This is a genomic window from Mycetocola sp. JXN-3 (assembly GCF_014522285.1).
Classification (GTDB): Bacteria; Actinomycetota; Actinomycetes; order Actinomycetales; family Microbacteriaceae; genus Mycetocola; species Mycetocola saprophilus.
Genome location: NZ_CP041635.1, coordinates 3,299,622 through 3,321,191 on the forward strand (window position 1 = coordinate 3,299,622; position 21,570 = coordinate 3,321,191).

A 21,570-nucleotide genomic window follows, 5' to 3' on the forward strand; every position below is an offset into this window, starting at 1 on the left:
ATGGATAAACCATTGGCAGCACACAGGACCCGCGACTTTATGGTCCCCGCTCTGTGTGCTGCCACTGTCCTATTTCTTAGTTTCATGCTCGGTGCACTCACCATTCCCTCCGGCTGGGTTGATTCGGTGAGATCGGCGGGACGTGTAGACACCCAAGAGCACCCATGGCCTCTCTTTATCCGAATAATCTCGGGAAACCTCCTTTCCGCGCTTTTCATGTTTTCTGGTGTACTCACATTTGGCCTCACCACATTCATCTCGATGTTTTTTACAGGGGTTTTTTTCGGCCTCTCAATTTCTACGGCCGTTTCTGCGGCAGGCATGGGAAATCTGATCGCCGAGAGCGGCTCGTATCTCCCCCTAGAGATTCTGGGATTTATCGCAGCTGGTACAGCCGGGCTGATTCCGCTTCATGAGCTCTATCTGACCAACCGAAGAAAACACAGACGTCCCCGCGTTGCTCAAAGGTTCATCAAAGATGTGCAACGTGGCCTCCAGCTGTCACTCGTACCACTTTCCGCAAGTGTCGTACTCCTTGTATCGGGAGCAATAGTCGAGACACTCGTCATCGTCATCAGGAGATAACCCATAATGATCAATAACCCCCTAAATTCAGTGACATCAATCCATCCCGCAACGCCCACGCCAATGGGTGCGCTACCCCCGAGTCCCACCGAAAGGGACCAGGATTCTCGGACACAACGCGCTGAGATCACCTCAAAAGTTGCGGTACTTTTTATGCTTACCATTTATCTCGTCGCGCTCATTTTTCGTCTCAGTTCGTTTCACGAGCAGCTCCGACAACAGATCATTGCAGAATTACAGGTTAGATCTGCCGATCCTGAGCTGGTAGGAGTATCCACGTCCGTGGCAATCGCGCTCTCAATCAGCGTCCTAATTATTGTTTGGGGAACATTCTTAGGAATTGTGCGGTGGATCGAGCGAATCGCGGGTTTCACCGCGACAAGACCGTTTCAAAGTATCCCAAGAATTGGGCTTCTCTCTGGGACGGTGTACATCGCGTTGGTTGCAAAACAGGGAATAGCGCTTTGGTGGCCTGAGTCTGATCTGGCCGTTCTCATACTCACGCTGGCGCTCATGAGTTTTTCGGCATTAGTCGCGAACCCGTTCCGGCATGATTCCGATGGTGCACCGCAACGTCTTCGGATAATCCGGGCAGCCCTACTCATCTTGCTGCCCCTCATCCCTGCAACACTTTCATGACTACCAATACGGAGCGAAAATGATTCAGAAACCAGGGCGGCAGGTGATTACATCGAGCCTCGCCGGAGTCTTGTCCCTCCTCTCTGCTGCAAGCATCATTATCGTCCTCAGCCGGCTGAGTGATGAGACGGCCAACTCCACCCTTGGAGTGGACCCCTCGATTATCTTGCCGCTCCTCACCACGATCTCCCTGTTCTCAGTGGCTGGCCCCCTCATCGTTGCACTTGTGGATAGGAGAGAACGTCTCCTGCTGTTGGGCGCGTGGATTTTTGCGATGGCAGGAATGGGTAATGCAGTACTAACATCGCCGCTGTTGGGTGGGACCGCTCATTTTCCCTTCTCGATAACGGGGATAGCGCTTGGTCTGCTCCTCTGTATCTATCGGGTTCTCCTCGCGAGCGAGCGGACGCGGTCTCGCCCAACAACCAACCGGCTATGACTCGGATACGGTCATACTCATCAGTTCGACGACGTATCGTTTGGGATATCTACTGTCTCGATCTCCTCAGCCGACTTCCATTTCGGGACCTGGGACTTCCAGCATTTCAGCGCGTGCTCATTGTTGGAACGCTCAGCGGAATCGTCACACTGGTAACTGCCTCACTGATCCTGCTGGATACGTTCAGCAAACTCGCGCTGCTATCGCCGAAGGCTCTGGCGCTCATGCTAGGTGCTGCACTCGCGATCTCCCTCGTGATGGGATTCGTAGAAGTTGGAAAACATATCTGGGGAAGTCCAAAATATGGGATTTCGCGTTCCCCTCAGACTAAGTTTTTCAGATCGTTCGATTGCACGCTCCTTTCAGTCACGGTGATCTATGGAGTACTCCCACGAGTGGTAGCGGGGTTCAGTACCACTCTCGTAATGGCGGTGGGCATGAATACATTGGGAGTAGTCGTAGGCCTTGAACCGTTCGCCCGATTCTCCGGAATCTTTCTCCACGCAACTCTCGTCCTTGTCATTACCACCTTGATACTTCGCAACGCCGTCGAACGAGGAAGGTCACGAAATCTCCACCTCGCAGGAACGTTTGGCTGCCTGCTCGGGGTTGCCCTATCACTTGGAGTCACCCTTGCTCTGATCACGCGTTCCGCGCCGCAACCAGGCGATGACTTACCAAACATCTCGGGGCTGCTCAGTGAAGTACTGTCCGTTCTTGGCCTGCTCGCGATTACTACCGCAATTGCTGCGCTGATCTTCTGTATCGCTGCGTTAAAAAGAATCCGAAATCAGTCGTTCACGCTGCACACGAATTCGGTACCGCAGACCAGCTACGCTTTGTGGCGCAAGCTTTCGAAGAAAAGGCGTACCTCTTCGGGGGCAATTTTTATACCCCTACTCCATGAGCTGCACCATTCGTGGAACGGCGGAGTGCTTCGACGGACACATACAATACTCGCCGGGATAGTCGTTGCGGTGGCCGCCTACCGTCTCAGTGGTGGTCCCGTGTCCGGCTTGCCCGATGGGCTACGACCAACCGTGATGACTATGACGCTCCTGCTGGCGTTGGGAATGGCATCTACCGTTTCCCAGCGAATTGGAATTGAACGAATCAGCGAAACTGCCCGTTCGCTCTGGGAACTCGGTCGATCAGCGACGCTATTGAGCCTCGGGATTGCAACGGCTAATCTTGTGCCCGCCATGATCACCGGGCTACTCCTGAGCTGCGTCGGGGGATTTCTCGGGCAGATGTGGGCAGGGTCTTCCGTTCTCGTGATGGTAACCGTGGCCGCTGCGACCCTGATCGCGAGTGTACTTTTTCCCGGGCCCGCCGCCGTTGACGGGTCACATATGCCGTCTGCCGGCGGTATCGTCTGTGGGCTCGCACTGGCATTACCAGCCGGCCTCCCAACACTTCTTTCTCCAGCTCTCGCATGGATACTCGGGGGACTCTATCTACTCATCGTGTCAGGAGGACTGCTGCTATGTCTCAACTACCGAATCAGGAATCTGCCCTTGAGCTTGATCAAGTAGCGGCGGAGTACTCACGTGGAGCTCCGGTGATCCAGGACTACTCCCTGCGAATTGGTATTGGAGAAATCGTCTTGATGCGCGGTCCGAACGGCGCGGGGAAATCGACGATCCTCGAACTCGCGAGCGGTTATCTTCGCCCCACACACGGAACTGTGCGTGTGTCGGGGGTTGCTGCCCGGTCGCGCTCGGCTCAACCGTATCGTCGTATTTGTCGGAGCGCACCCGCGTTCTACCCGAGCATGACCCTTCACGACCATCTCATCATCGCCGCCAGAATTTCAGGCAGTGACCGTGAGCTCGCTTTTGAACGGGCGGCGAGGTTCGGACTTGAGCCCTGGTTTACAGCCTCGGCTAAAGAGCTCTCCACGGGCAACGCACAGAAGGCATGGCTAATCATGATGACCCTCGGAACAGCGCCGCTCTTTGTACTCGATGAACCGTTCCGCGGCTTGGATGCGCTCGGAACATCGGAACTCATCTCGGACATTCATGCCTGGAGTCTGCGCTCCGCCGTACTCCTCATTACCCACGACAGGTTCCCCACGCTTCGCATTTCCCGTACGGAATTGCTCACGCCACATAAAGCTCAATAATGGCAATGCGTTGACGTATCGAGCCACAGGCATAACGGCAAAGGCCCCGACCCGGACATGCCGGACGGGGCCTCTGGGCGCGCGGAACCTATCGGTTCAACTCGATCTGGCCGAGGTCCGCGTAGCGCAGGCGCACCGGGTCGTGCAGGGTGTGGGTGCGGGCGTTGCGCCAGAAGCGATCGGCGCGGAGCGAGCGGTCGGCGGTGCGCGCGCCGGTCCAGGAGAACAGCTCCGTAGCGACTCGGTTGGAGACGTCGGCGGAGAGCGCCTTGGTGGCCAGCAGGCCCTCGCGCACCTCGGTGAGCAGGGATTCCGGGGCGTCGGGGGTAGCCTCGGCCTGGTCGATCACCGCGGCGGTTTCGCGCAGCAGCGCGGCCACGGCGCGCACGGCGGCCGACTCCTTACCCACCTGGAAGCGCAGGATCGGGTCCTCCACGAGGCTCGCGTACTGCGCCAGTTCGAAGGGCACGCGGTTGCTCGCGCGTACCGAGGCCACACCGTAGCGCAGCGCGCCCTCGGCAATGCCCACGTCGATCGCCGCGTGTGCCAGGCGGCCGGCCTCAGCCCAGGCGGTCGGTCGGGTCGCCGGGCTCCAGGCGAACACATAGTCGGCGGGCACGGCCACCTCACTCAGGCGCAGGGTGCCGCTGCCGCTGCCGCGCTGGCCCATGCCGCTCCAGTCGTCGATGATTTCCAGGCCCGGGGCGTCGGTCGGGATGAAGGACATGATGACGCTGCCCTCGCCGTCCACGGCCATCACGGTGATCCAGGCGGCGCCCAGCGAACCGGTCGCGTAGAACTTCTGGCCCGAGGCCAGGTAGGAGCCGTCCTCCTGACGGGTGAACACGGTCGAGAAGTCGGCCGCGTGGCGGCCCCCGCGCTCGGCCGCGGCGTTGGCGATCCGCTTGCCCGCGCGAATGTCGGTGTAGAGACGCTCGCGCGCCTCATCCGAGCCAAGCATCACCACGGCGTCGGTGAACCCATAGTGCGGCTGGAGGAGCTGGGCAATGCCCGGATCCGCCTGCGCCAGAATTCGGAACACCTCGGTGATCTCGACCTGGCTGGCCCCCGGGCCGCCGAGCGCGGCGGGAATCCGCAGGGCGAGCAGGCCGGAGTTCTCCAGGATCTCGCGGGCCGCGGCGTACTCGCCCGACTCGTCGCCATCCAGTGCGATGTTCGCGAGCGCATCCCGGGTGGCCTCGGCCAGCGCGATGAACTCGGGGTTGATGGTGTGGGACATGACACATCCTTTACTGCGAGGGGCCGCCGCGGCGAACCCGAAAAATGGGTGGGCGGCTAGATCGAAACCTGGTGCGCGGGGTGGGTCGCGGGCAGGCGCGGCGATCCGAAAACGCGCTCGCGCAGACCCGAGGTGCCGTAGCTCTCGCGGGCCAAACCGCGCTCACGCAGGCGGGGCAGAATGTGCTCGATGAAGTCATCGAAGGTTTCCGGCTGCACGATCGGCTGCACGTTAAAGCCGTCGATGCGGCCGTCGATCGCGCGACGCTCGATCTCGTCCACGACCTCCTCGGGAGTACCCACGATGGGCTGCACGTAGGAACCCAGGGTCCCGAAGTGCTGCTTCAGCTGACCCACGGTGCGGGCGTTTCCGCCCTCGACCGAGAAGCGCTTGGCCTGGGTCTGGACGTGATCGGTGTCGCCCTTTTCGAAGACGGTGTCCTCGTCATAGTGGTCGAGATCCCGACCACTCACGCCGCACCAGTGCGCCAACGCGCCCTCACGGGAGAGATAGTTCTGATACTCCTCCAGGCGCGCCTGCGCTTGCTCGTGGGTCTTGCCGACAACGACCTGCAGGCCGCCCAGGAGACGCACGTCCTCGGGGTTACGCCCCGCGGCCACCGCGGCGGCCTCGATGTTTTCGCGGGCCTTCAGCTGCCCGGCCACCTCGTTGGTTCCCAGGAACACCAACTCGGCGTGCTTGCCGGCGAACTGCACGCCGCGGCCCGAGGTGCCCGCCTGGAACAGCAGCGGGGTGCGCTGCGCGCTCGGCTCGACCAGGTGAGGTCCGGCCACCGACCAGGTGCGCCCCACGTGGTTGATCGCATGGATGCGATCCGCCTCGGCATACACGCTGCGCTGGATGTCCGCGACGACCGCGTCTTCATCCCAGCTCTTCTCCCACAGCTTGTACGAGATCTCCAGGAACTCCTCGGCGCGGTCGTAGCGATCATCGTGGCTCCACTGCTCGGTCAGCCCGAAGTTGCGGGCGGCCGAGGGCAGGTAGGAGGTCACGATGTTCCAGCCAACCCGGCCACCGGTCAGGTGATCCAGGCTCGACCAGCGCCGCGCGTTAGCAAACGGGTGTTCGTAACTCGTGGAGGCGGTGACCACAAAGCCGAGGTTTTCGGTGACCGCGGCCATCGCCGGGATCAGGGTCAGCGGGTCGTGCGCGGGGAACTCCACCGCGTTCTCGATCGCCGGGGCGGCGGACCCGCGGTAGGTGTCGTAGAGCCCGAGCACGTCGGCGAAGAACACCGCGTCAAAGCGGGCGTCCTCGTAGCGGCGGGCGCGGTCCAGCCAGTGCTTGAGGCTGCCAAATCCCAGGCGATCATCGCGCGGGTGCGCCCACATGCCCTGCTGCACATTACCAACGGTGTTGCCTTCAAAGGCGTTCAGAATCAGGGGACGCCGCGGCGCGGGGGGACGACTCATCGGGGAAATCCTTGGTGCTCAGGAGGTGGCGCACCGAGTCGCGCGCCGGCCTGCGGCGCACCGGAAACGTCACCGTTGGGGATGCGGTGGCGGTCCAAAATTGGGGGGATCTGCGGACCACCACACGCATCACATTCTGGCCCAGCATCCGCGCCACACCGCAGTTGTGTGACGAAGCATGACGGCCACCCCCACGCGGGGGCTTGCCAGGGAGCGAACTAGTCGGCGAGCGCGCTCTCCGGCAGGGGCACCGCCCGACGCAGACCCGGCCCAGGAACGGGCCGAGGACGCGGGGCGACCTGGGTTTCCGGAGCCTCGACGACAACCTGCTCGGCAACAATCTGCTCGGCAACCACCGAGACCTCGGTCTCGAGCGGGGGCTCCTGGGCAGTGACCTTCGCCCGTGCCGCGCGCTTCTTGGTCGCGGTCGGAGCCTTCGCGGGAGCCTTCACCGAAGTCTTGGCTGAGGTTTTCACCGCCTTTACGGCCGGAGCTTTCGCGGTCGCAGCCTTCGCCCGCGGCTTTGCCGGGGCCTTGGGCGTCTTGGGTTTCGCCGCCGCCCGGGTGGCCGGGGTGTCCTCGAGCGGGGGCACCACGGTGTCCGCGGAGTCCGCATCCGGGTCCATCCCGAAGCGTCGCCGCATGACCTCGATCGCCTGCGGGTTCTGATCGATCAGCACAAAGTTCCGGCCGAGCTCGCGCGCCGCGGCCCCGGTGGTGCCGCTGCCGGCGAAGAAGTCGAGAATCCAGTCGCCTTCGCGGCTGGAGGCCTGGATGATCCGGCGTAGAATCCCCAGCGGCTTCTGGGTGGGATACCCGGTCTTTTCCTTGCCGGTGGGCGACACGATGGTGTGCCACCAGACGTCGGTGGGGAGCTTGCCGCGCGCGGCCTTCTGCGGGGTCACCAGGCCCGGGGCCATGTACGGCTCACGGTCCACGGCGGTCGAATCGAAGTGGTACTGGGCGGGATCCTTGACGTAGACCAGGATCGTATCGTGCTTGGTGGGCCACCGGCGGGTCGCCTTCGCCCCATAGTCATAGGCCCAGATCAGCTCGTTGAGGAAGCTGTCGCGTCCAAAGATCGCATCCAGCATGACCTTCGCATAGTGGGCCTCGCGATAGTCCAGGTGCACATACAGCGTGCCCTCGGGCCCGAGCAGACGCCACGCCTCCAGCAGACGCGGTTCGAGGAAGGTCCAGTAGTCATCGAAGGTGTCATCGTAGGCGCGCAGCTCCCCGCGGATCCGCTGATAGCTCTTGCCCTTAAACCCCACGCTCCCGCTCACCCCGGGCTCGGAGCGCACCGCGGTGGTCACGTGACGCGCCTGGCTACGCCCGGTGTTAAAGGGCGGGTCGATGTAGATAACGGTAAAGGACTCATCGGGCAGTTCGGCGAGCAACTCGAGGTTGTCGCCGTGCCAGATTTCGCTGGACTGCGGGAAATCACGCGCCACGGTTAGGGAACCCGATTCAGCCAGGCGTCGGTGGAGAACTTCTCGCGCACGAGGGTCTCCGCCTGGGCATACTCGTCCGGTGTAATTTCGCCGGGAACCGCACCGGTGAGGGTCACAAAGGTCGCCTTCATAGCCTCGATGATCTCGCTTCGGCTGCGCCCGGTCTGGCTGCGCAGCGGATCCACGCGCTTGGCGGCGGAGGTGGTGCCCTTATCCGAGAGCTTCTCCCGGCCGATGCGCAGGACGCGCGCCATCTGGTCGCCGTCCATGTCGTAGCTCATGGTCACGTGGTGCAGCACACCGCCGCTGCCCAGGCGCTTCTGCGCCGCCCCGCCGATCTTGCCGGCCGGGGAGGTGATGTCGTTCAGCGGCTTGTACACGGCCTCGATGCCGAGCTCGCGCAGCGCGGTGAGCACCCAGTCATCGAGGTAGGCGTAGCTCTCGGCAAAGGTCATACCCTGCACCAGCTCGGCCGGCACATACAGCGAATAGGTGATGATCGCGCCCTTGGCCATCAGCATCGCGCCACCGCCGGAGATCCGGCGCACCACGTCAAATCCCTCGGCCTTCGCGGCGTCGAGGTCCACCTCGTTCTTGAGTGACTGGAACGACCCAATCACCACGGCGGACTCGTCCCACTCCCAGATACGCAGGGTCGGGCCGCGGTGCCCCAGCCCCACCTCGCTGGTCAGCACCTCGTCCAAGGCCAGGTGGGTGCGCGGGGGCACCGCCTGGGAGTGGATGATCTGCCAGTCAAAATCGCGCCAGTCGGCGGCGGAGGTCACCGAGCGACGGATCGCCGTGGCCACCGAATCCGGGGTGAATCCCAGCAGCTGCGCGCCCTCGGGCAGGGCCGCCTGGATCGCCGCGGCGATGGTGGTGGCGTCGCTGCGCGCATCCAGACCGTTCACCGCGGCGTTGATGTCCTCAATGGCCTCATCGGGTTCGAGGAAGAAGTCTCCGGCGAGCCGGAAGTCCGCAAACACCCCGTCCACCACGTCGAGGTCAACCACCACGAGCTTGCCACCGGGCACCTTATATTCACCGTGCATGGTCCCAGCCTACCGATTCCATGGCAATCCCTGCCGTGTCGGGCCAAACCGGGGCACAATGTTCTCATGACGACGTTTATCCTGGTTCGACACGGCGAAACGATCTGGCACACCGGACACCGGTATGCGGGCATGAGCGATATACCCCTCGACGCCGAGGGCCAGCGCGCCGCCGACGCCCTGGCCGAGTGGGCCGTCGGGGCCCAGCTGGATGCGATCGTGGTTTCCCCGTTGATCCGCGCGGTCAACACCGCGCGCCCCTCGGCCATCGCCCTGGGCATGCCGCTGCACATCGATCCCGACCTGGTCGAGGTCGATTTTGGTGTGGGCGAGGGCAAAACCATCTCCGAGCTGCGCCCCGATTACCCCGACGAGGTGGCCGCATTTGAGGCGGCTCCGGCGGATTCCCCGCTGCCCGGCGGCGAGGTGGGACGTCACGCGATCACCCGCTACCTCGGCGTGCTCGACAAGCTGCGTGAGCGTTACCCGGCCGGCCGCGTGCTGGTTGTGGGCCACGGTACCGCGATCCGGCTGGCGGTCAGCGAGCTGATCGGCATCGAGCCCAACCGCTACCGCGATCTGATGCCCGAGATGCTCAACTGCGGACGCACCACCCTGGAGATCACCGACCGCGGCGTCGCGCTGCAGGGCTTCAACGTGCCCAGCTACACCCCGGGGAGCCAGTCGTGAACATTCAGATTCTCGCGATCGAGGGCTGCCCGAGCCTGACCGCGGCCACCGAATACACCCGTGCGGCGCTGGGCGAGCTCGGCTACGACGAGCTGGCGATCGAGCAGATCACCATTCGTGACGCGGCGGACGCCCGCGCGGTTGCCTTTGCCGGATCCCCCACGATCCTCGCCGACGGCGCCGACCTGTTCCCCTCGGACGGTCGCACCGAAGACCTCGCCTGCCGCGTCTACCCCACCGAGTCGGGCATCGCCCCGGCCCCCTCGCGGGCGCAGCTGGTCACCGCACTCCGGGAGCGTTTCGCGCACCCGGTCCACTAATACATACGAAGGAGAACACCATGCAGGCTCTCGTGAACGGTGCCGTCATTGCCGACGCCGCCCCCGAAGACATCGTCCTGATCGAGGGAAACCGCTACTTCCCGCCCGCCTCGATTGCCGCGGGCACGCTCGAGAAGAGCCCCACCCCCTACACCTGCCCGTGGAAGGGTGTGTGCCAGTACTTCGACGTGGTAACCCCCGACGGCACCCGCATCAGCGACGGTGCCTGGAGCTACCCCAACCCCTATGACGGCGCCGAGGAGCGCGTGGGCCACGCCTTCGCCAACTTCGTGGCCTTCGCCCCGGGCGCGACCTTCACCGACTAGCCCCGGCCCGGCTACCAGGCCCCGCCGCGCAGTTCGATACTGCCGGCGGGCCACTGCCCGTCCGGTTCGCGCCCCGGTGTCAGCTAACCCGCCGCCGGCACGTGCGCGTCCAGCCAGCGGATCAGGTCGGCGATGATCTCCTCGCGGTTGAGCTCGTTGTAGATCTCGTGCCGGGCGTCGGGATAGACATGCAGGGTCACATCGCTCAGCTTGGCTCGGTTGCGGTACGCGGCATCCAGCTTGGTGAGGCCGCGCTCCCCGCCCAGGGAGTCGGCCGAGCCGCCCTGGATTAGCATCGGAATGTCCCGCGGCATCCGGCGCGGCGGTCGCCCGAGCAGCCCGATCGCCTGGAAGAGGTTCCAGGCGGGCTTCTCGGCGATGTCGAAGTTTAGGGGGTCCGCGCGGAACGCCGCCCCGGCTTCGGGATCGCGGTTGAGCCATTCCAGCCCGGTGGATTCAGGTCCACGCCAGGGCTTGTTCAGGTCCCCGGAGTTCAGCACTCCGGGCACCGCGAGGCTCGATCCAGAGAGCACCACGGCGTCGTAGATGGTGGTGGTGTTGACCAGTTTCTGAGCCATCAGCGAGCCCCAGCTATGCCCCAGCAGAACCAGCGGGATCCCCGGATACTCGCGGGCGATGGACTCCCCCACGCTGCGCAGCGAGCGGATCGCCCCGCGCACCGCCCCGGGTCCCAGATCCGCGAGTCCTCCCGCTTCAAGGCCGGTCCGGCCGTGTCCGCGATGGTCGTCGGCCACCACCGTATAGCCGGCGGACACCAGCTCCTCGGCGAGCGCCGCATACCGGCGCGCATGTTCGCCGACCCCGTGGGCGAGGTGGATGATGGCGCGCGGATCCTTCGCCGCCCAGGTATAGGTGTAGACGACAATACCGTCGGCATCGGTGAGGGTCCCCACACGCACACCGGTGGGGTCGATTGGACTGTCCTTCTCCGCGCTGCTCATTCCCTCAGACTAGTGATTCGCTGGGAATGCCTCCACCCTTATTTCTTTAGCAAGACTAATGAGTTATGCTAACGATCTATGACGATTGACCCGAACCTGGATGCGACTCAGATCCGCCAGGGCGTTCTCCACCTCTCCCGCCGACTGCGCGCGGAGAAGGCCGATAACGAACTCAGCGACGGCCAGTTCTCGGTGCTCGCCTGCCTCTACCGGCATGGTGCACACACCCTGGGCGGCCTCGCCGAACACGAACGGGTCTCCCCGCCGTCGATGAATCGCACGGTCAACTGCCTCGAGGGCAGCGGCTATGTGGAGCGCGCGGCGGATCCGACAGATGGCCGACGCGTACTGATCAGCCTGACCCCCGAGGGTCATGACATGGTCGCACGCACGGTGGTCCAGCGCGACGCCTGGATCGATACCCGGCTGCGCGACCTCTCCCCCGAGGAACGCGAAACCCTGACCCGCGCCGCCGAGATCATGAGGAGGCTCGCGACCGCGTGAGTGCAATGTTTCGCTCCCTGTCCGGATACAACTATCGACTGTGGTTTATCGGAGCCCTGGTGTCCAATGTCGGCACCTGGATGCAGTCCACCACCCAGAACTGGGTGGTACTGACCGATCTGACCCATAACGATGCCGTGGCGGTGGGCGTGACAATGTCGCTCCAGTTCGGTCCGCAGCTCCTGCTGGTGCCGGTGAGCGGGTGGATCGCCGACCGGTTCGATCGGCGCAAAATCCTACTGTGCACCCAGAGCGCGCTGGCGCTGCTGGGCCTCTCCCTCGGCCTGCTGCTGATCCTCGGCCACCCCCAGCTGTGGCACCTCTACCTCTTCGCCCTGCTGCTGGGCCTGGTCAACGCGATCGACGCCCCCGCACGCCAGACCTTCGTGTCCGACCTGGTGGACGAGCACAACATGTCCAACGCGGTGGCCCTGAACGCGGCCTCGTTCAACGCGGCCCGGATGCTCGGTCCGGCCGTGGCCGGACTGCTGATCGTCGCGGTGGGTTCGGGCTGGGTGTTTGTGATTAACGCCTTCACGTTCCTGGCGATGATCGCGGTCCTGAATAAGCTGCGCCTGAACGAACTGCGCAAGCGACCCAAGCGCGCCTCCCGCGGCGGACAGCTCGGTGCCGGTTTCCGCTATGTAAAGGGTCGCCCGGACCTCGTGGTGATCTTTGTGATCGTGCTCCTGGTGGGTGCGTTCGGCCTCAACTTCCCGATCTTTGCCTCCACGATGGCGGTGGAATTTGGTGAGGGCGCGGGTGAGTACGGTCTGCTGTCCTCGATCCTGGCGATCGGCTCGCTCACCGGAGCGCTCCTCGCCGCCCGTCGTCCACGCGCCCGAATGCGGGTCGTGATCCTGGCGGCCGGCGGATTCGGACTTTCGGCGGCGCTGTGTGCGGTGATGCCCAGTTATCCGGCGTTCGCGGCGGCGACGATCCTAATGGGATTCTCCTCGGTGAGCATGCTCACCACCGCCAACGGCTACGTCCAGACCACCACCGACGCGGGTATGCGCGGCCGGGTCATGGCGCTCTATATGGCGATCCTGATGGGTGGAACCCCGGTGGGGGCGCCGATCATCGGCGCCATCGCCAACGCCTGGGGTCCGCGGCTGGCACTGCTCGTGGCCGGAAGCGTCTCGGTCCTGGCGTCGCTGATCGGGCTCGCCTGGATGGTGTTTGCCCGCAACCTGCGCATCCATCGCCACCCCGATTACACCTGGCGACTGCAGGTCACCCACCTCAGCAGCCCCGGGGAGCCGGAATCGGTCGAGTTCTCCGATGAGCTGGCCGCCACCTCCCCGATCACCCTGCCCAAGCTCCCCCGCGAACGCCGGGAGCTCCGCGACTAGCTCCGCCCAACGGATGGGCACCCGGCCGAGGCTCCCCCTCGAAGCGGTGAACGCCGCAACTAGCGCCGCACACCAGATGGACACCCGGCCCCGAGGCTCCCCCGCGGATGCCACATCCGGGGCCGCATACACCAAACGGGCACCCGGCTTCCGGGTGCCCGTTTGGTGTATGTGGCGAAGCCTAGGCGGCCGGGGTACTCGCGGTGTCGAGCAGGGAGAGTTCCTCGCCGCTCAGCTCGATCTTCAGCGAATCGGTGATCGGCGGCAGCTGCTCGAGTGAGCGAGCGCTGGCGATCGGCGCACCCACCGTGGGCTGCTGACGCAGCCAGGCGAGCGAGACGGCGGCAACCGAGGTGTCGTGGGTGGCGGAGATCGCGTCCAGCGCATCGAGCACGCGCAGTCCACGCTCGTCGAGGTACTTGACGGCGTCGCCCGCGCGCGGGCTGTCGATCTCGACTCCCGGACGGTACTTGCCACTCAGGAATCCCCGAGCCAGCGCGAAGTAGGGGAACACCGAGAGACCGTACTTCTCGGCACGCTCGCGCAGCGCCCCCTCAAAATCGCGCTCCACCAGGTTGTAGTGCGGCTGCAGGGCGACCGGGGCGTGCAGGCCGTTCGCGGCCACGATCTCCAGCCACTCGTCGATCCGATCGGCCGAGTAGTTCGAGATACCGATCGAGCGCACCTTGCCCGCATCCACCAGCTCGGACAGCGCGCCGACGGTGTCGGCCAGCGGCACACTCTCGTCGTCGAAGTGGGCGTAGTAGAGGTCGATGTGGTCGGTGCCCAGACGGGCGAGGGACTCATCGGCGGCCAGGCGAATGTTGTCGGGGGCGAGGCCCTTCCGGTCGGGCTTGGTGCTGACCTTAGTCGCGATGACCACGTCGTCACGGCGACCGCGGGCGGCCAGCCAGCTGCCGATCACGGATTCCGATTCCCCGCCGGTGTGCCCGGGAACCCAGGCGGAATAGCCGTCGGCGGTGTCGATGAAGTTGCCGCCACCAGCCACAAAGGCGTCGAGGATCCGGTGCGAGGTGGGCTCATCCGCGGTCCATCCAAACACGTTGCCGCCGAGGGTGATCGGGGCGATGCTGAGATCCGAATGACCAATGTTTACGTGCTCTGCCGTCATGGTTTTCCTCCCGCGGGATGCTGGTTTTCAGGTATTTCCTTGACCCTAACCCCGCAAAATAACAAACGGGCAAACATGACGTTTCATTCCGCGGCCGACACCCCTAGGGTGGATGCATGACCTCCCCCACACTCACCGTTACCGTGCCCGGAAAGACCCTGCTCAAGGCGATTGGTGAGGTGCCCGACGGGGTACGGGTGCTCGAATGGGACCTGAAAACCCCGGCCCCGGCGGCGCATATCGACCTGCTGGTTGCCCCGTATATTGCGCCGAACGTGAAGTTCCCCGGGATCGATGATGTGACCACCACGCTGATCCAGAGCCAGTCCATCGGCTTCGACGGTGTCGAGGGGACGCTGCCGCCCGGCCGCGTCTACGCCAATGCCGCCACCGTACACGAGACCGCGACCGCCGAGCTGACCCTGGCCCTGCTGCTCGCCGCCCAGCGCGACATTCCCCGGTCGGTGCTCAACGCGCAGACCGGACTGTGGCAGGGATCTACCACCCCGAGCGTCGCGGATCGAAACGTGCTGATCGTCGGCTACGGCGGGGTTGGGGCGGCGATCGAGGCCCGCCTGACCGGCTTCGAGACGCGCATCACCCGGGTGGCCCGCTCGGCCCGCGAATCCGCGTACGGTCCGGTGCACGCCCTCGCCGATCTCCCGGGGCTGCTGCCCGCCGCCGAGATCGTGATCCTGGCCGTCCCGCTCACCGAGGACACCCGCGACCTCGCCGATGCCGCGTTCCTGGCCGCGCTGCCGGACCAGGCTCTGGTGGTGAACATCGCCCGCGGACCGGTCCTGAACACCGCGGCGACCCTGGCCGAGGCGGAGTCCGGACGACTTCGTTTTGCGCTGGACGTGACAGATCCCGAACCGCTGCCGGCCGATCACCCGCTGTGGAGGCTCCCCAACGTGCTGATCACCCCGCACCTGGGCGGGGCAGCCACCTCGATGATGTCGCGGATGGCGGCCCTGGTACACCGCCAGATTGGGCACCTGCTCGCGGGCGAACCGGTGGAGAACGTGGTCCTCCGCTCCTAGGTAACCGCGCGATAACCTTTTTAATTGAATGCATCACAACCTCGGGGCTCATGTTAGTCTTTGTGGTCTGACCACATACGAGCGCAATGGCGCGCGAATAACGTGAGGGGCACGGAAATGGTTGAAGCGCGGGCATGGCAAATTGTGCTGGAACGGATCGAACAGGATCTGCTCTCCGGCGCGCTCCAGCCCGGGGATCATCTCCCCGGCGAGCGTGCCCTGGCCGCCGACCTCGGCGTGGGACGCTCCAGCGTGCGCGAGGCCCTGCGGGTGCTTGAGGTGCTCGGGCTGATCCGCACCGCGAGTGGATCCGGCCCCCGTTCCGGCGCGATCATCGTGGCACTTCCCGGCGGCGGGATGTCGGCCCTGATGCGCCTGCAGGTGGCCGCGCAGGGCTTCAGCGTGGACGATATCGTGCAGACCCGTCTGATCCTGGAAACCGAAACCGTCTCCCGCCTGGCCGGCAACCCCGACAATCGCGCGCTCACGGTTCCGCGCACCCTGCTCAGCGCGATGGATTCGGCAAACCTAACCCCCGAGGAATTCCTGACGCTGGACGCCCAGTTCCATCTCTCCCTCACCGAGGCCCTGGGGAACCACGTGCTGACCGCGACGATGGCGGGCCTGCGCAGCTCGATCGAGGCCTATGTCCAGTCGGGTCTGCCCGGCCTCGCCTCCTGGCCAGCCACGGCCAATCGCCTGCGGCACGAACACCGCGAGCTGACCGACGCGATCACCGCCGGCAACGTGGAGCTGGCCCGCACGGTCATCCACGACCACATCACCGACTACTACGTCGAAACCGGCCTGGCCGAACGCTCCGGAGAGAGCGTCCCGGCACCTGCCCGCTAAGTCTCGTAAACCTCGCGCCGGTGGGCGGCGCTAAGGACGCTTGCTTCATGGTCAGTCTCTTTGACTAAGCGAGAGGTTTAGATTTGTGCGGCGCATGTAACCAGTAACCCTCGTGTTTGCGCACAAGTTATGTCAATGTTTTCGGATGACAACCGATTTAACACCAAAACCGTATGCCCCAATTTTTAAGAAAATGCTCTTGCTGGCCGCGGCATTCGTTGCCATTGGATGCCTCACACTTGCTCTTGCGCCATCCCTCCTTATCGCAAATTGGATTCCACTGGCAACAGCTGAACAGCAAGGCAAACTGATCGGTGAAGCTGCAAGGGTGGTACTTTTCGGCTTGGGCGGGATTATTGCAGCTATAGGCGTAGCAGTTAGCGTCTCTCGCCACTTTGAAGAATTAGATAGTGCGCGACGCGATCGAACGCGACTACTCGACGAGCAGGCAAGAGACGTTGAGCGAGTCAATACCAACGCGCTCCAGCACGAAATGGAAATAGAACGAGAATTGCGAAGCCGGTTTACATCGGCGGTAGGCCTGTTATCCGATATCCATAGTCCGATCAAACGCATTGCCGGACTTTACGGACTCAGCACGTTGTCCGACGATTGGAATGCGATTAAGAGATTTGACGAGGTCCAGATCTGTATAAACGTCATCACAGACTATCTCCGCGCACCGTTCTCTCCAGATCACGCGAGCACGCCAGATGATGAGGTCTTAGTACGAACCACCGGTTTCAGAATTCTGCACGACCATCTGATACCTGACTCAACAAATACTTGGAGCAATCACATCCTGAACCTTGCTGGAGCCGTGATCGACTTCTATGTGAATCTTGAGCGAATCGTCCTAAGCGGCAAAGGCAAACTCATCCTCCGACATTGCATAATCAGGGGAAACGGGCGCTTAGACCTGCGAACTATTCGCGTTAAAAATGATGCTGCTGTCGATTTTTACGATGCAACTGTACTTGATAACGGACATATCAACCTTTACGAAGCGAACATCTCAGATAACGCTTCCTTGACGTTAGTGAGGACACAAATTGCTGATAAATGTAGCGTGACCCTTTTTGGTGCCGAAGTTAATCAAGGTGGAATTATCGACTTGGAACGCGTTAGCATCGACGGCACAGGCAGCATTCAATTGCGCTCACTGAAAGTGAATGACCACGGTCGGGTAAACCTAGCGCAAACCGAAACAACAAAAATAAACCTAAATGGACTTCACGTATCTCCGCACGGATCAATCATCATGACCGACAAGACTCAGTTGAGCGAACGTCAGTTGTGATTTAGAGCTCGAATGCTCTCGAGTTGAAGCTCAAACGCTGCCGGTTGTGGCCGCTAATAGATAGCCTGAGCATCACTTCAATTCTCTCGACGCGACGCTGGACACCTCACACGGACCGCGACAATGGGCAGTGCGAACAACGATCACAATCAGCGTCGAATCGGTATATCGCATAATCTCTCGCAAGCGGAAACCAGCAGTGTTAAACCCGCTGTAGCGCGGCGCTTGTGACTTCAACGCGATAGGTCACTCGGAGGAGTCTCGCCGCAGCTCATCTCGGCTGCCGCGTCACCCACAACCCTCGACCCACGCCTCTCGTTACGCAGCCAGTTCCTGATGCACTTCGTGGGCTTCAAGATCGACAACGCTCACCGAGACAACGGCAAGCTTCCTGTTACGGGTCAAACCGATTCGCTCATCCGCGTAGTGCGCATGGCTGAGCTCATCGGAGAGCTGGCCGCGCTAAACCTCACCCTTCGAGATAATACCGCGGCCACCGAGCGCGATGCCGCAGGGTCGGCACCTGCGGGCTCGTGCCTCATCGGTTCGGCAACCGCGGCCGATGACCTCGGCTAGCGCATCGAGCGGTCCTGGCGAGCGCGCCGGCGCATGAGCATCAGCCCGCCGCCGGCCAGGAGCAGGAGTGCCACCCCGGCGAGGAGCGGGGCCGCCTCGCTTCCGGTCGAGGCCAGGCCTTCCGCGTCGGCATCCGACCCCGTGTGCCCGGGGCCCGGGATGCCGGAATCCCCGTCGCCCGAGGTACCCGAGTCGCCGGACGTGCCCTCGTCACCGCCGCCGGGCGTTCCCGGGTCGGTCATCGCCGTGCCGAGATACCAGGACTCGTCGCTGGCCGGGGCCACCGGCGCGGTGATGACCGTGCCGCTCTCGTCCACCGCGGCCGCGCTCACGGTCGCGACGTTGTGATACTGCCCCTCCACGGCGGTGCCGGTCAGCTCGAAGATGCGCGAAGCACCGGGCTGCAGCACCTCCCCCGGCGCGGAAACCACCGACTGGGTTCCGGACGCACCCTGCCCGTCGGTGTAGGCATCGATCACCTCGATGTTGGCCAGCGGGGTGTTGCCGGTGTTGGTGACCGTGTAGGTCCAGGTCACCTCGGACCCCGCCTCCACGCCGGCCCCCGGCGGTGCCGAATACTCGACCCCGTTGGTTTTCTTCAGCACGCTCAGCGCCGGGGCGGGGGCCATCACGATGTCCGCCTCATTCGAGGAGATGGATCGCGGGCTGCCTCGATAGGACGCGGACGCGCTCACATCGTTGATCGCCCGCGCCCCCGCCCGCGCACCGGGGTCATCGGCTTCGGTGTCAAAGCGCAGCTCGAATTCCTCCCCCGCGTTTAGCGTTCCGGTGGTCAGGCGGAAGGCGGTGGCCCCGGCCGCATCCGCGGGGTCGGCGCTCCAGGTTCCCGTGGTGGCGGAGGTCGCGTCGGTCGAGTACTCGATCACGGCACCGGCCGGGGCGCCCGAGAGCGGACCCACCAACCGTTCGCCAAACGCCGATCCACGCTCGTCCCCGCGGGTGGGCATCCGGTCAAAGACCACCAGGTTGGTCACCGCATCGCTCAGCACGTTACGCACATACACCTTCCACTGGGCGGGATCCGATCCAGACACCGGAGCCGAGAGCTCCCACCCGTCTGTCTCATGGGCGCGCACCTGCTTGCCCATCAGCAGGCCACCCGAGGTCGCAACCTGGGAGTCCTTGGCAAAGCGGGCAATCGTGGGAAGCGCGGGGTTGAAGTCGAAGGTGTCCTCGCCGACATACGCCGGGGAGAATCCCATCGGGACCGTGGCGAACGCCGGGTCATCCACCGAGGCGAAGGTGCGGGTGGCCACGCTACCCTGATCGGCACGATACGCCTGGGGCAGCACCCGCACCGGGATGGTGTAGCGGAATCCCTGGGTTTCGACCCGCTCCTGCGGGGTACCGGCGAGGCGAATGCTGGCCAGGGTATCGAAGGCGAATACCACCACCTGGTGCTCGCCGTCGGCGTCGGTGACCGTCTCGGTCGAGATGGTCAGTCCGCTCCCCGGCACGGGAACCGGCACGTTGGCGGTGGGGGTCTGGGCGTAGGCGGGGCTGACCCCGGCGGCATCGTCATAGAACACGCCGACCGGCAGCACCACGCGCATCTTGGCATCGGCGTAGGCGCGCACCGGATCCATGTTGGCGATGTTGACCAGGTAGCTGGCGTCCTGCCCGACGGTCAGGGTCGAGGGCACGCCGATCACCTGGGTGATGACGGGCACCCGATCGGCCAGGCCGAGTCGGGCGGAGTCCGCGGCACCGGGCAGCATGACGCCGCCACTCATCACGCCGTTGACAACCGCGGTGTTGGTGTAGGTTTCGGTCGCGCCCGCGGCACCGGCGAGGATCGGCACGTACGAGGGGGCCACCTGGACCTGCGATCCGCCGGGAATTCCCGGATCCGTGGCCTCCGGGGAGAGCACGATTCGCCAGCCGGTTACCGTCTGTCCCGCGGGCAGGTTCTCCACCAGGGTGTATCCGTCACTGTCCCAGCCGGTGGATCCGGCCGCCACAAAGGTCATCCGCAGATCGGTTCCGGTGCGCAGCCCGGACCCGGCGCCATGCCATGCCGGACCACTGCTCGTGGTGTACTCCAGCCGGTAGGGCACATCCGCGGCGCGCAGCGTCGAGTTAAAGAGAACGGCCAGGCGACGCAGATCGCCCTGTTCAAAAAAGGCGGCGTTATCCGCGCCGATGCCCGCCGAGTCCTCGATGGTCATGGTGTCCAGCTGCTCGGTGTCCACCGAGTTGAGGAACGAGGCGCGCACCCCGTACTGGGCTAGCCACTGGCCGTTGCCCCACTCAAATGAGTCCTGTCCCCCGGAGAAGTTGGCGGTCTTTTCGATCGCCACCGCGTGACCGATGGTGCTGGGGATGAACGCGGGGCCCTGGGTCTTGGCGGTGGGGCGGGCACTCCAGGTGCCGCCGTGGTCACTCACGTCGAGTCCCACCACGTTTTCCGGCGGACGGGTGCCGTCGGGGAACGCCGCCTCGGGATAGGAAACGGTGAATCCGAGCTGAGCCCCGGCACCGGCCATCGGCGCGGTGGAGGGACCATAGGCGGTTCCGGTACGTTCCCAGACGGCCCGCAGGCCGGTCGCCGGGGTGCCCGTTACCGTCCAGGTGCCGCCGATGCTAGAGAAGGTTCCGGTGATTACGGCCCCCGCCGGCAGCACATCGGTGAGGCGCTGACCCCAGGTGGTGAAGGTGCCACCCTCGGGACCGGAGTCCTTGGTCGCCACGTCAAACGTGTACTCGACGATGCGATTGGAGCCGCCGAGGATCGTCGCGAACGCCTTGGCCGGGGCGTAGTTGAGGTTGCCCACCACCCGGGTGAGGGCCGACGCCGTGGGGGGCGTCCCCGTGTCGCTCGGGGTTCCGGTCACGTGGGCGACGAGTGTGGTGGAGGAGTCCATCACCGCGGTGTCGACCTGGGTCACCGTGAACACCACCTCGTTCACCCCCTCGGTGATATCGCGCAGGTCCAGGTGCACCGTGTTGGTGGTCGAGTCGTAGGCGGGGGCCGTCGCGACCACGTTGCCGCCGCCGAAGGGTGCCGCATCAAACCTCACCCCGGTGGGGAGGGCGATGTCCAGGTCGATGCCGGTGGCCGGGGTCGAGGCATTGGCGTCGGGGGTCAGGATCGAGACGGTGTACCGAAACGCCTTCCCCACCGGCACCGTCTGCGGGGCCGAGATTTCCAGGGTGTAGTCGGCGGTGGCCGCGCGGGCGGGCGTGGTTCCGGTGATCAGGATGGCCAGCATCATGAGGGTGGTGATCAACGCCGCGAGGGCGGATCGCCTCCTCGGGTGGACGGCGATGGGGGCTGACGGCAGTGGCATGCTTCGGTCCTCTAGAACGTGTGTGATGGTTAGGATTTTTGTCTTCCACACGGTGAGAGTGACCGATCGTGATTTCGTGACGACAATATGAAATACTTTATGATTAGTTCCGCGGCGCGGGACGCCCCGCATGCGAGCCGGCCAGCGTCGAACCCGGCATCAGACCCAGATGGGAAACGGCGATTCTCGACACGTCCGATCAGCACCTGCTCGAGCAGGCGCGCCTCGG

19 protein-coding genes and 1 pseudogene are annotated in these 21,570 nt (G+C 64.1%); 13 read left to right on the forward strand and 7 right to left on the reverse strand.

Annotation, left to right across the window (positions count from 1 at the left end; all coding sequences use genetic code 11):
• From C7C57_RS14970 to C7C57_RS14985, 4 genes are all read left to right on the forward strand, one after another.
• Entirely contained in the window at positions 1–585 is a 585-nt protein-coding gene (locus tag C7C57_RS14970) for a stage II sporulation protein M (protein WP_187977024.1), read from the forward strand.
• Positions 586–1,243: 658 nt separating this feature from the next.
• The gene (locus C7C57_RS14975; protein WP_187977025.1) at positions 1,244–1,663 is read left to right on the forward strand and encodes a hypothetical protein; all 420 of its coding nucleotides are present in this window, start codon (positions 1,244–1,246) and stop codon (positions 1,661–1,663) included.
• A 113-nt stretch (positions 1,664–1,776) separates the two neighbouring features.
• Positions 1,777–3,198 carry a hypothetical protein gene (locus C7C57_RS14980; RefSeq protein ID WP_187977026.1) on the forward strand — a complete coding sequence of 474 codons (1,422 nt, stop codon included), beginning with the start codon at positions 1,777–1,779 and terminating at the stop codon, positions 3,196–3,198.
• A complete protein-coding gene (locus C7C57_RS14985) occupies positions 3,150–3,791 on the forward strand; it encodes an ATP-binding cassette domain-containing protein (protein ID WP_187977027.1) in 642 nt (213 codons plus the stop codon). The genes C7C57_RS14980 and C7C57_RS14985 overlap by 49 nt, the downstream gene beginning before the upstream one ends.
• An 88-nt stretch (positions 3,792–3,879) precedes the next feature.
• Here the strand turns inward: C7C57_RS14985 and C7C57_RS14990 are convergent, their stop codons facing one another.
• From C7C57_RS14990 to C7C57_RS15005, 4 genes and pseudogenes are all read right to left on the reverse strand, one after another.
• Positions 3,880–5,031, reverse strand: a complete 1,152-nt coding sequence (locus C7C57_RS14990; RefSeq protein ID WP_187977028.1) for an acyl-CoA dehydrogenase family protein — start codon at positions 5,029–5,031, stop codon at positions 3,880–3,882.
• Between the two features lie 56 nt (positions 5,032–5,087).
• Positions 5,088–6,464: an NtaA/DmoA family FMN-dependent monooxygenase gene (locus C7C57_RS14995; protein ID WP_187977029.1), complete on the reverse strand. Its 1,377-nt coding sequence runs from the start codon at positions 6,462–6,464 to the stop codon at positions 5,088–5,090.
• Between the two features lie 623 nt (positions 6,465–7,087).
• Positions 7,088–7,918: pseudogene (locus C7C57_RS15900) on the reverse strand (site-specific DNA-methyltransferase); the annotation flags it as partial.
• 2 nt (positions 7,919–7,920) lie between these two features.
• Entirely contained in the window at positions 7,921–8,970 is a 1,050-nt protein-coding gene (locus tag C7C57_RS15005; RefSeq protein ID WP_030149348.1) for a biotin/lipoate A/B protein ligase family protein, read from the reverse strand.
• Positions 8,971–9,036: 66 nt separating this feature from the next.
• On the opposite strand from C7C57_RS15005, the gene C7C57_RS15010 reads away from it, so the two are divergent.
• From C7C57_RS15010 to C7C57_RS15020, 3 genes are read left to right on the forward strand one after another with little or no spacing between them, the layout of a single operon-like run.
• Complete coding sequence (locus tag C7C57_RS15010; RefSeq protein WP_187977030.1) at positions 9,037–9,660, forward strand: histidine phosphatase family protein; 624 nt, start codon at positions 9,037–9,039, stop codon at positions 9,658–9,660.
• A complete protein-coding gene (locus C7C57_RS15015) occupies positions 9,657–9,980 on the forward strand; it encodes a hypothetical protein (protein ID WP_187977031.1) in 324 nt (107 codons plus the stop codon). Before C7C57_RS15010 ends, C7C57_RS15015 begins: the two co-directional genes overlap by 4 nt.
• A 20-nt stretch (positions 9,981–10,000) precedes the next feature.
• On the forward strand, positions 10,001–10,306 hold the full coding sequence (locus C7C57_RS15020; RefSeq protein ID WP_030149346.1) for a DUF427 domain-containing protein: 306 nt from the start codon (positions 10,001–10,003) through the stop codon (positions 10,304–10,306).
• 83 nt (positions 10,307–10,389) lie between these two features.
• Here the strand turns inward: C7C57_RS15020 and C7C57_RS15025 are convergent, their stop codons facing one another.
• Positions 10,390–11,268 (reverse strand): alpha/beta hydrolase, encoded by an 879-nt coding sequence (locus C7C57_RS15025; RefSeq protein WP_187977032.1) that lies wholly within the window; start codon positions 11,266–11,268, stop codon positions 10,390–10,392.
• A 78-nt stretch (positions 11,269–11,346) separates the two neighbouring features.
• Here C7C57_RS15025 and C7C57_RS15030 point away from each other — a divergent pair, with 78 nt between their 5' ends.
• Together C7C57_RS15030 and C7C57_RS15035 are read left to right on the forward strand one after the other, a co-directional pair.
• Positions 11,347–11,772 carry a MarR family winged helix-turn-helix transcriptional regulator gene (locus C7C57_RS15030; RefSeq protein WP_030149344.1) on the forward strand — a complete coding sequence of 142 codons (426 nt, stop codon included), beginning with the start codon at positions 11,347–11,349 and terminating at the stop codon, positions 11,770–11,772.
• 5 nt (positions 11,773–11,777) lie between these two features.
• On the forward strand, positions 11,778–13,127 hold the full coding sequence (locus C7C57_RS15035; RefSeq protein ID WP_187978422.1) for an MFS transporter: 1,350 nt from the start codon (positions 11,778–11,780) through the stop codon (positions 13,125–13,127).
• Between the two features lie 181 nt (positions 13,128–13,308).
• Here C7C57_RS15035 and C7C57_RS15040 read toward each other — a convergent pair whose 3' ends face one another.
• Positions 13,309–14,259: an aldo/keto reductase gene (locus tag C7C57_RS15040; protein ID WP_187977033.1), complete on the reverse strand. Its 951-nt coding sequence runs from the start codon at positions 14,257–14,259 to the stop codon at positions 13,309–13,311.
• Positions 14,260–14,375: 116 nt separating this feature from the next.
• Between C7C57_RS15040 and C7C57_RS15045 the strand changes: the two genes are divergently transcribed.
• The 4 genes from C7C57_RS15045 (at position 14,376) to C7C57_RS15060 (ending at position 18,030) form a co-directional block, all read left to right on the forward strand.
• Positions 14,376–15,302 (forward strand): NAD(P)-dependent oxidoreductase, encoded by a 927-nt coding sequence (locus tag C7C57_RS15045; RefSeq protein ID WP_187977034.1) that lies wholly within the window; start codon positions 14,376–14,378, stop codon positions 15,300–15,302.
• 117 nt (positions 15,303–15,419) lie between these two features.
• Positions 15,420–16,154 carry a FadR/GntR family transcriptional regulator gene (locus C7C57_RS15050; protein ID WP_187977035.1) on the forward strand — a complete coding sequence of 245 codons (735 nt, stop codon included), beginning with the start codon at positions 15,420–15,422 and terminating at the stop codon, positions 16,152–16,154.
• Positions 16,155–16,299: 145 nt separating this feature from the next.
• Positions 16,300–17,454, forward strand: coding sequence for a hypothetical protein (locus C7C57_RS15055; RefSeq protein WP_187977036.1), 1,155 nt, complete (start codon positions 16,300–16,302; stop codon positions 17,452–17,454).
• 432 nt (positions 17,455–17,886) lie between these two features.
• On the forward strand, positions 17,887–18,030 hold the full coding sequence (locus C7C57_RS15060) for a hypothetical protein (protein ID WP_187977037.1): 144 nt from the start codon (positions 17,887–17,889) through the stop codon (positions 18,028–18,030).
• On the opposite strand, the gene C7C57_RS15065 is transcribed toward C7C57_RS15060, so the two are convergent.
• Entirely contained in the window at positions 18,027–21,341 is a 3,315-nt protein-coding gene (locus C7C57_RS15065; protein WP_187977038.1) for an LPXTG cell wall anchor domain-containing protein, read from the reverse strand. The two genes, C7C57_RS15060 and C7C57_RS15065, sit on opposite strands and share 4 nt — an antisense overlap.
• Positions 21,342–21,570: the final 229 nt, after the last annotated feature.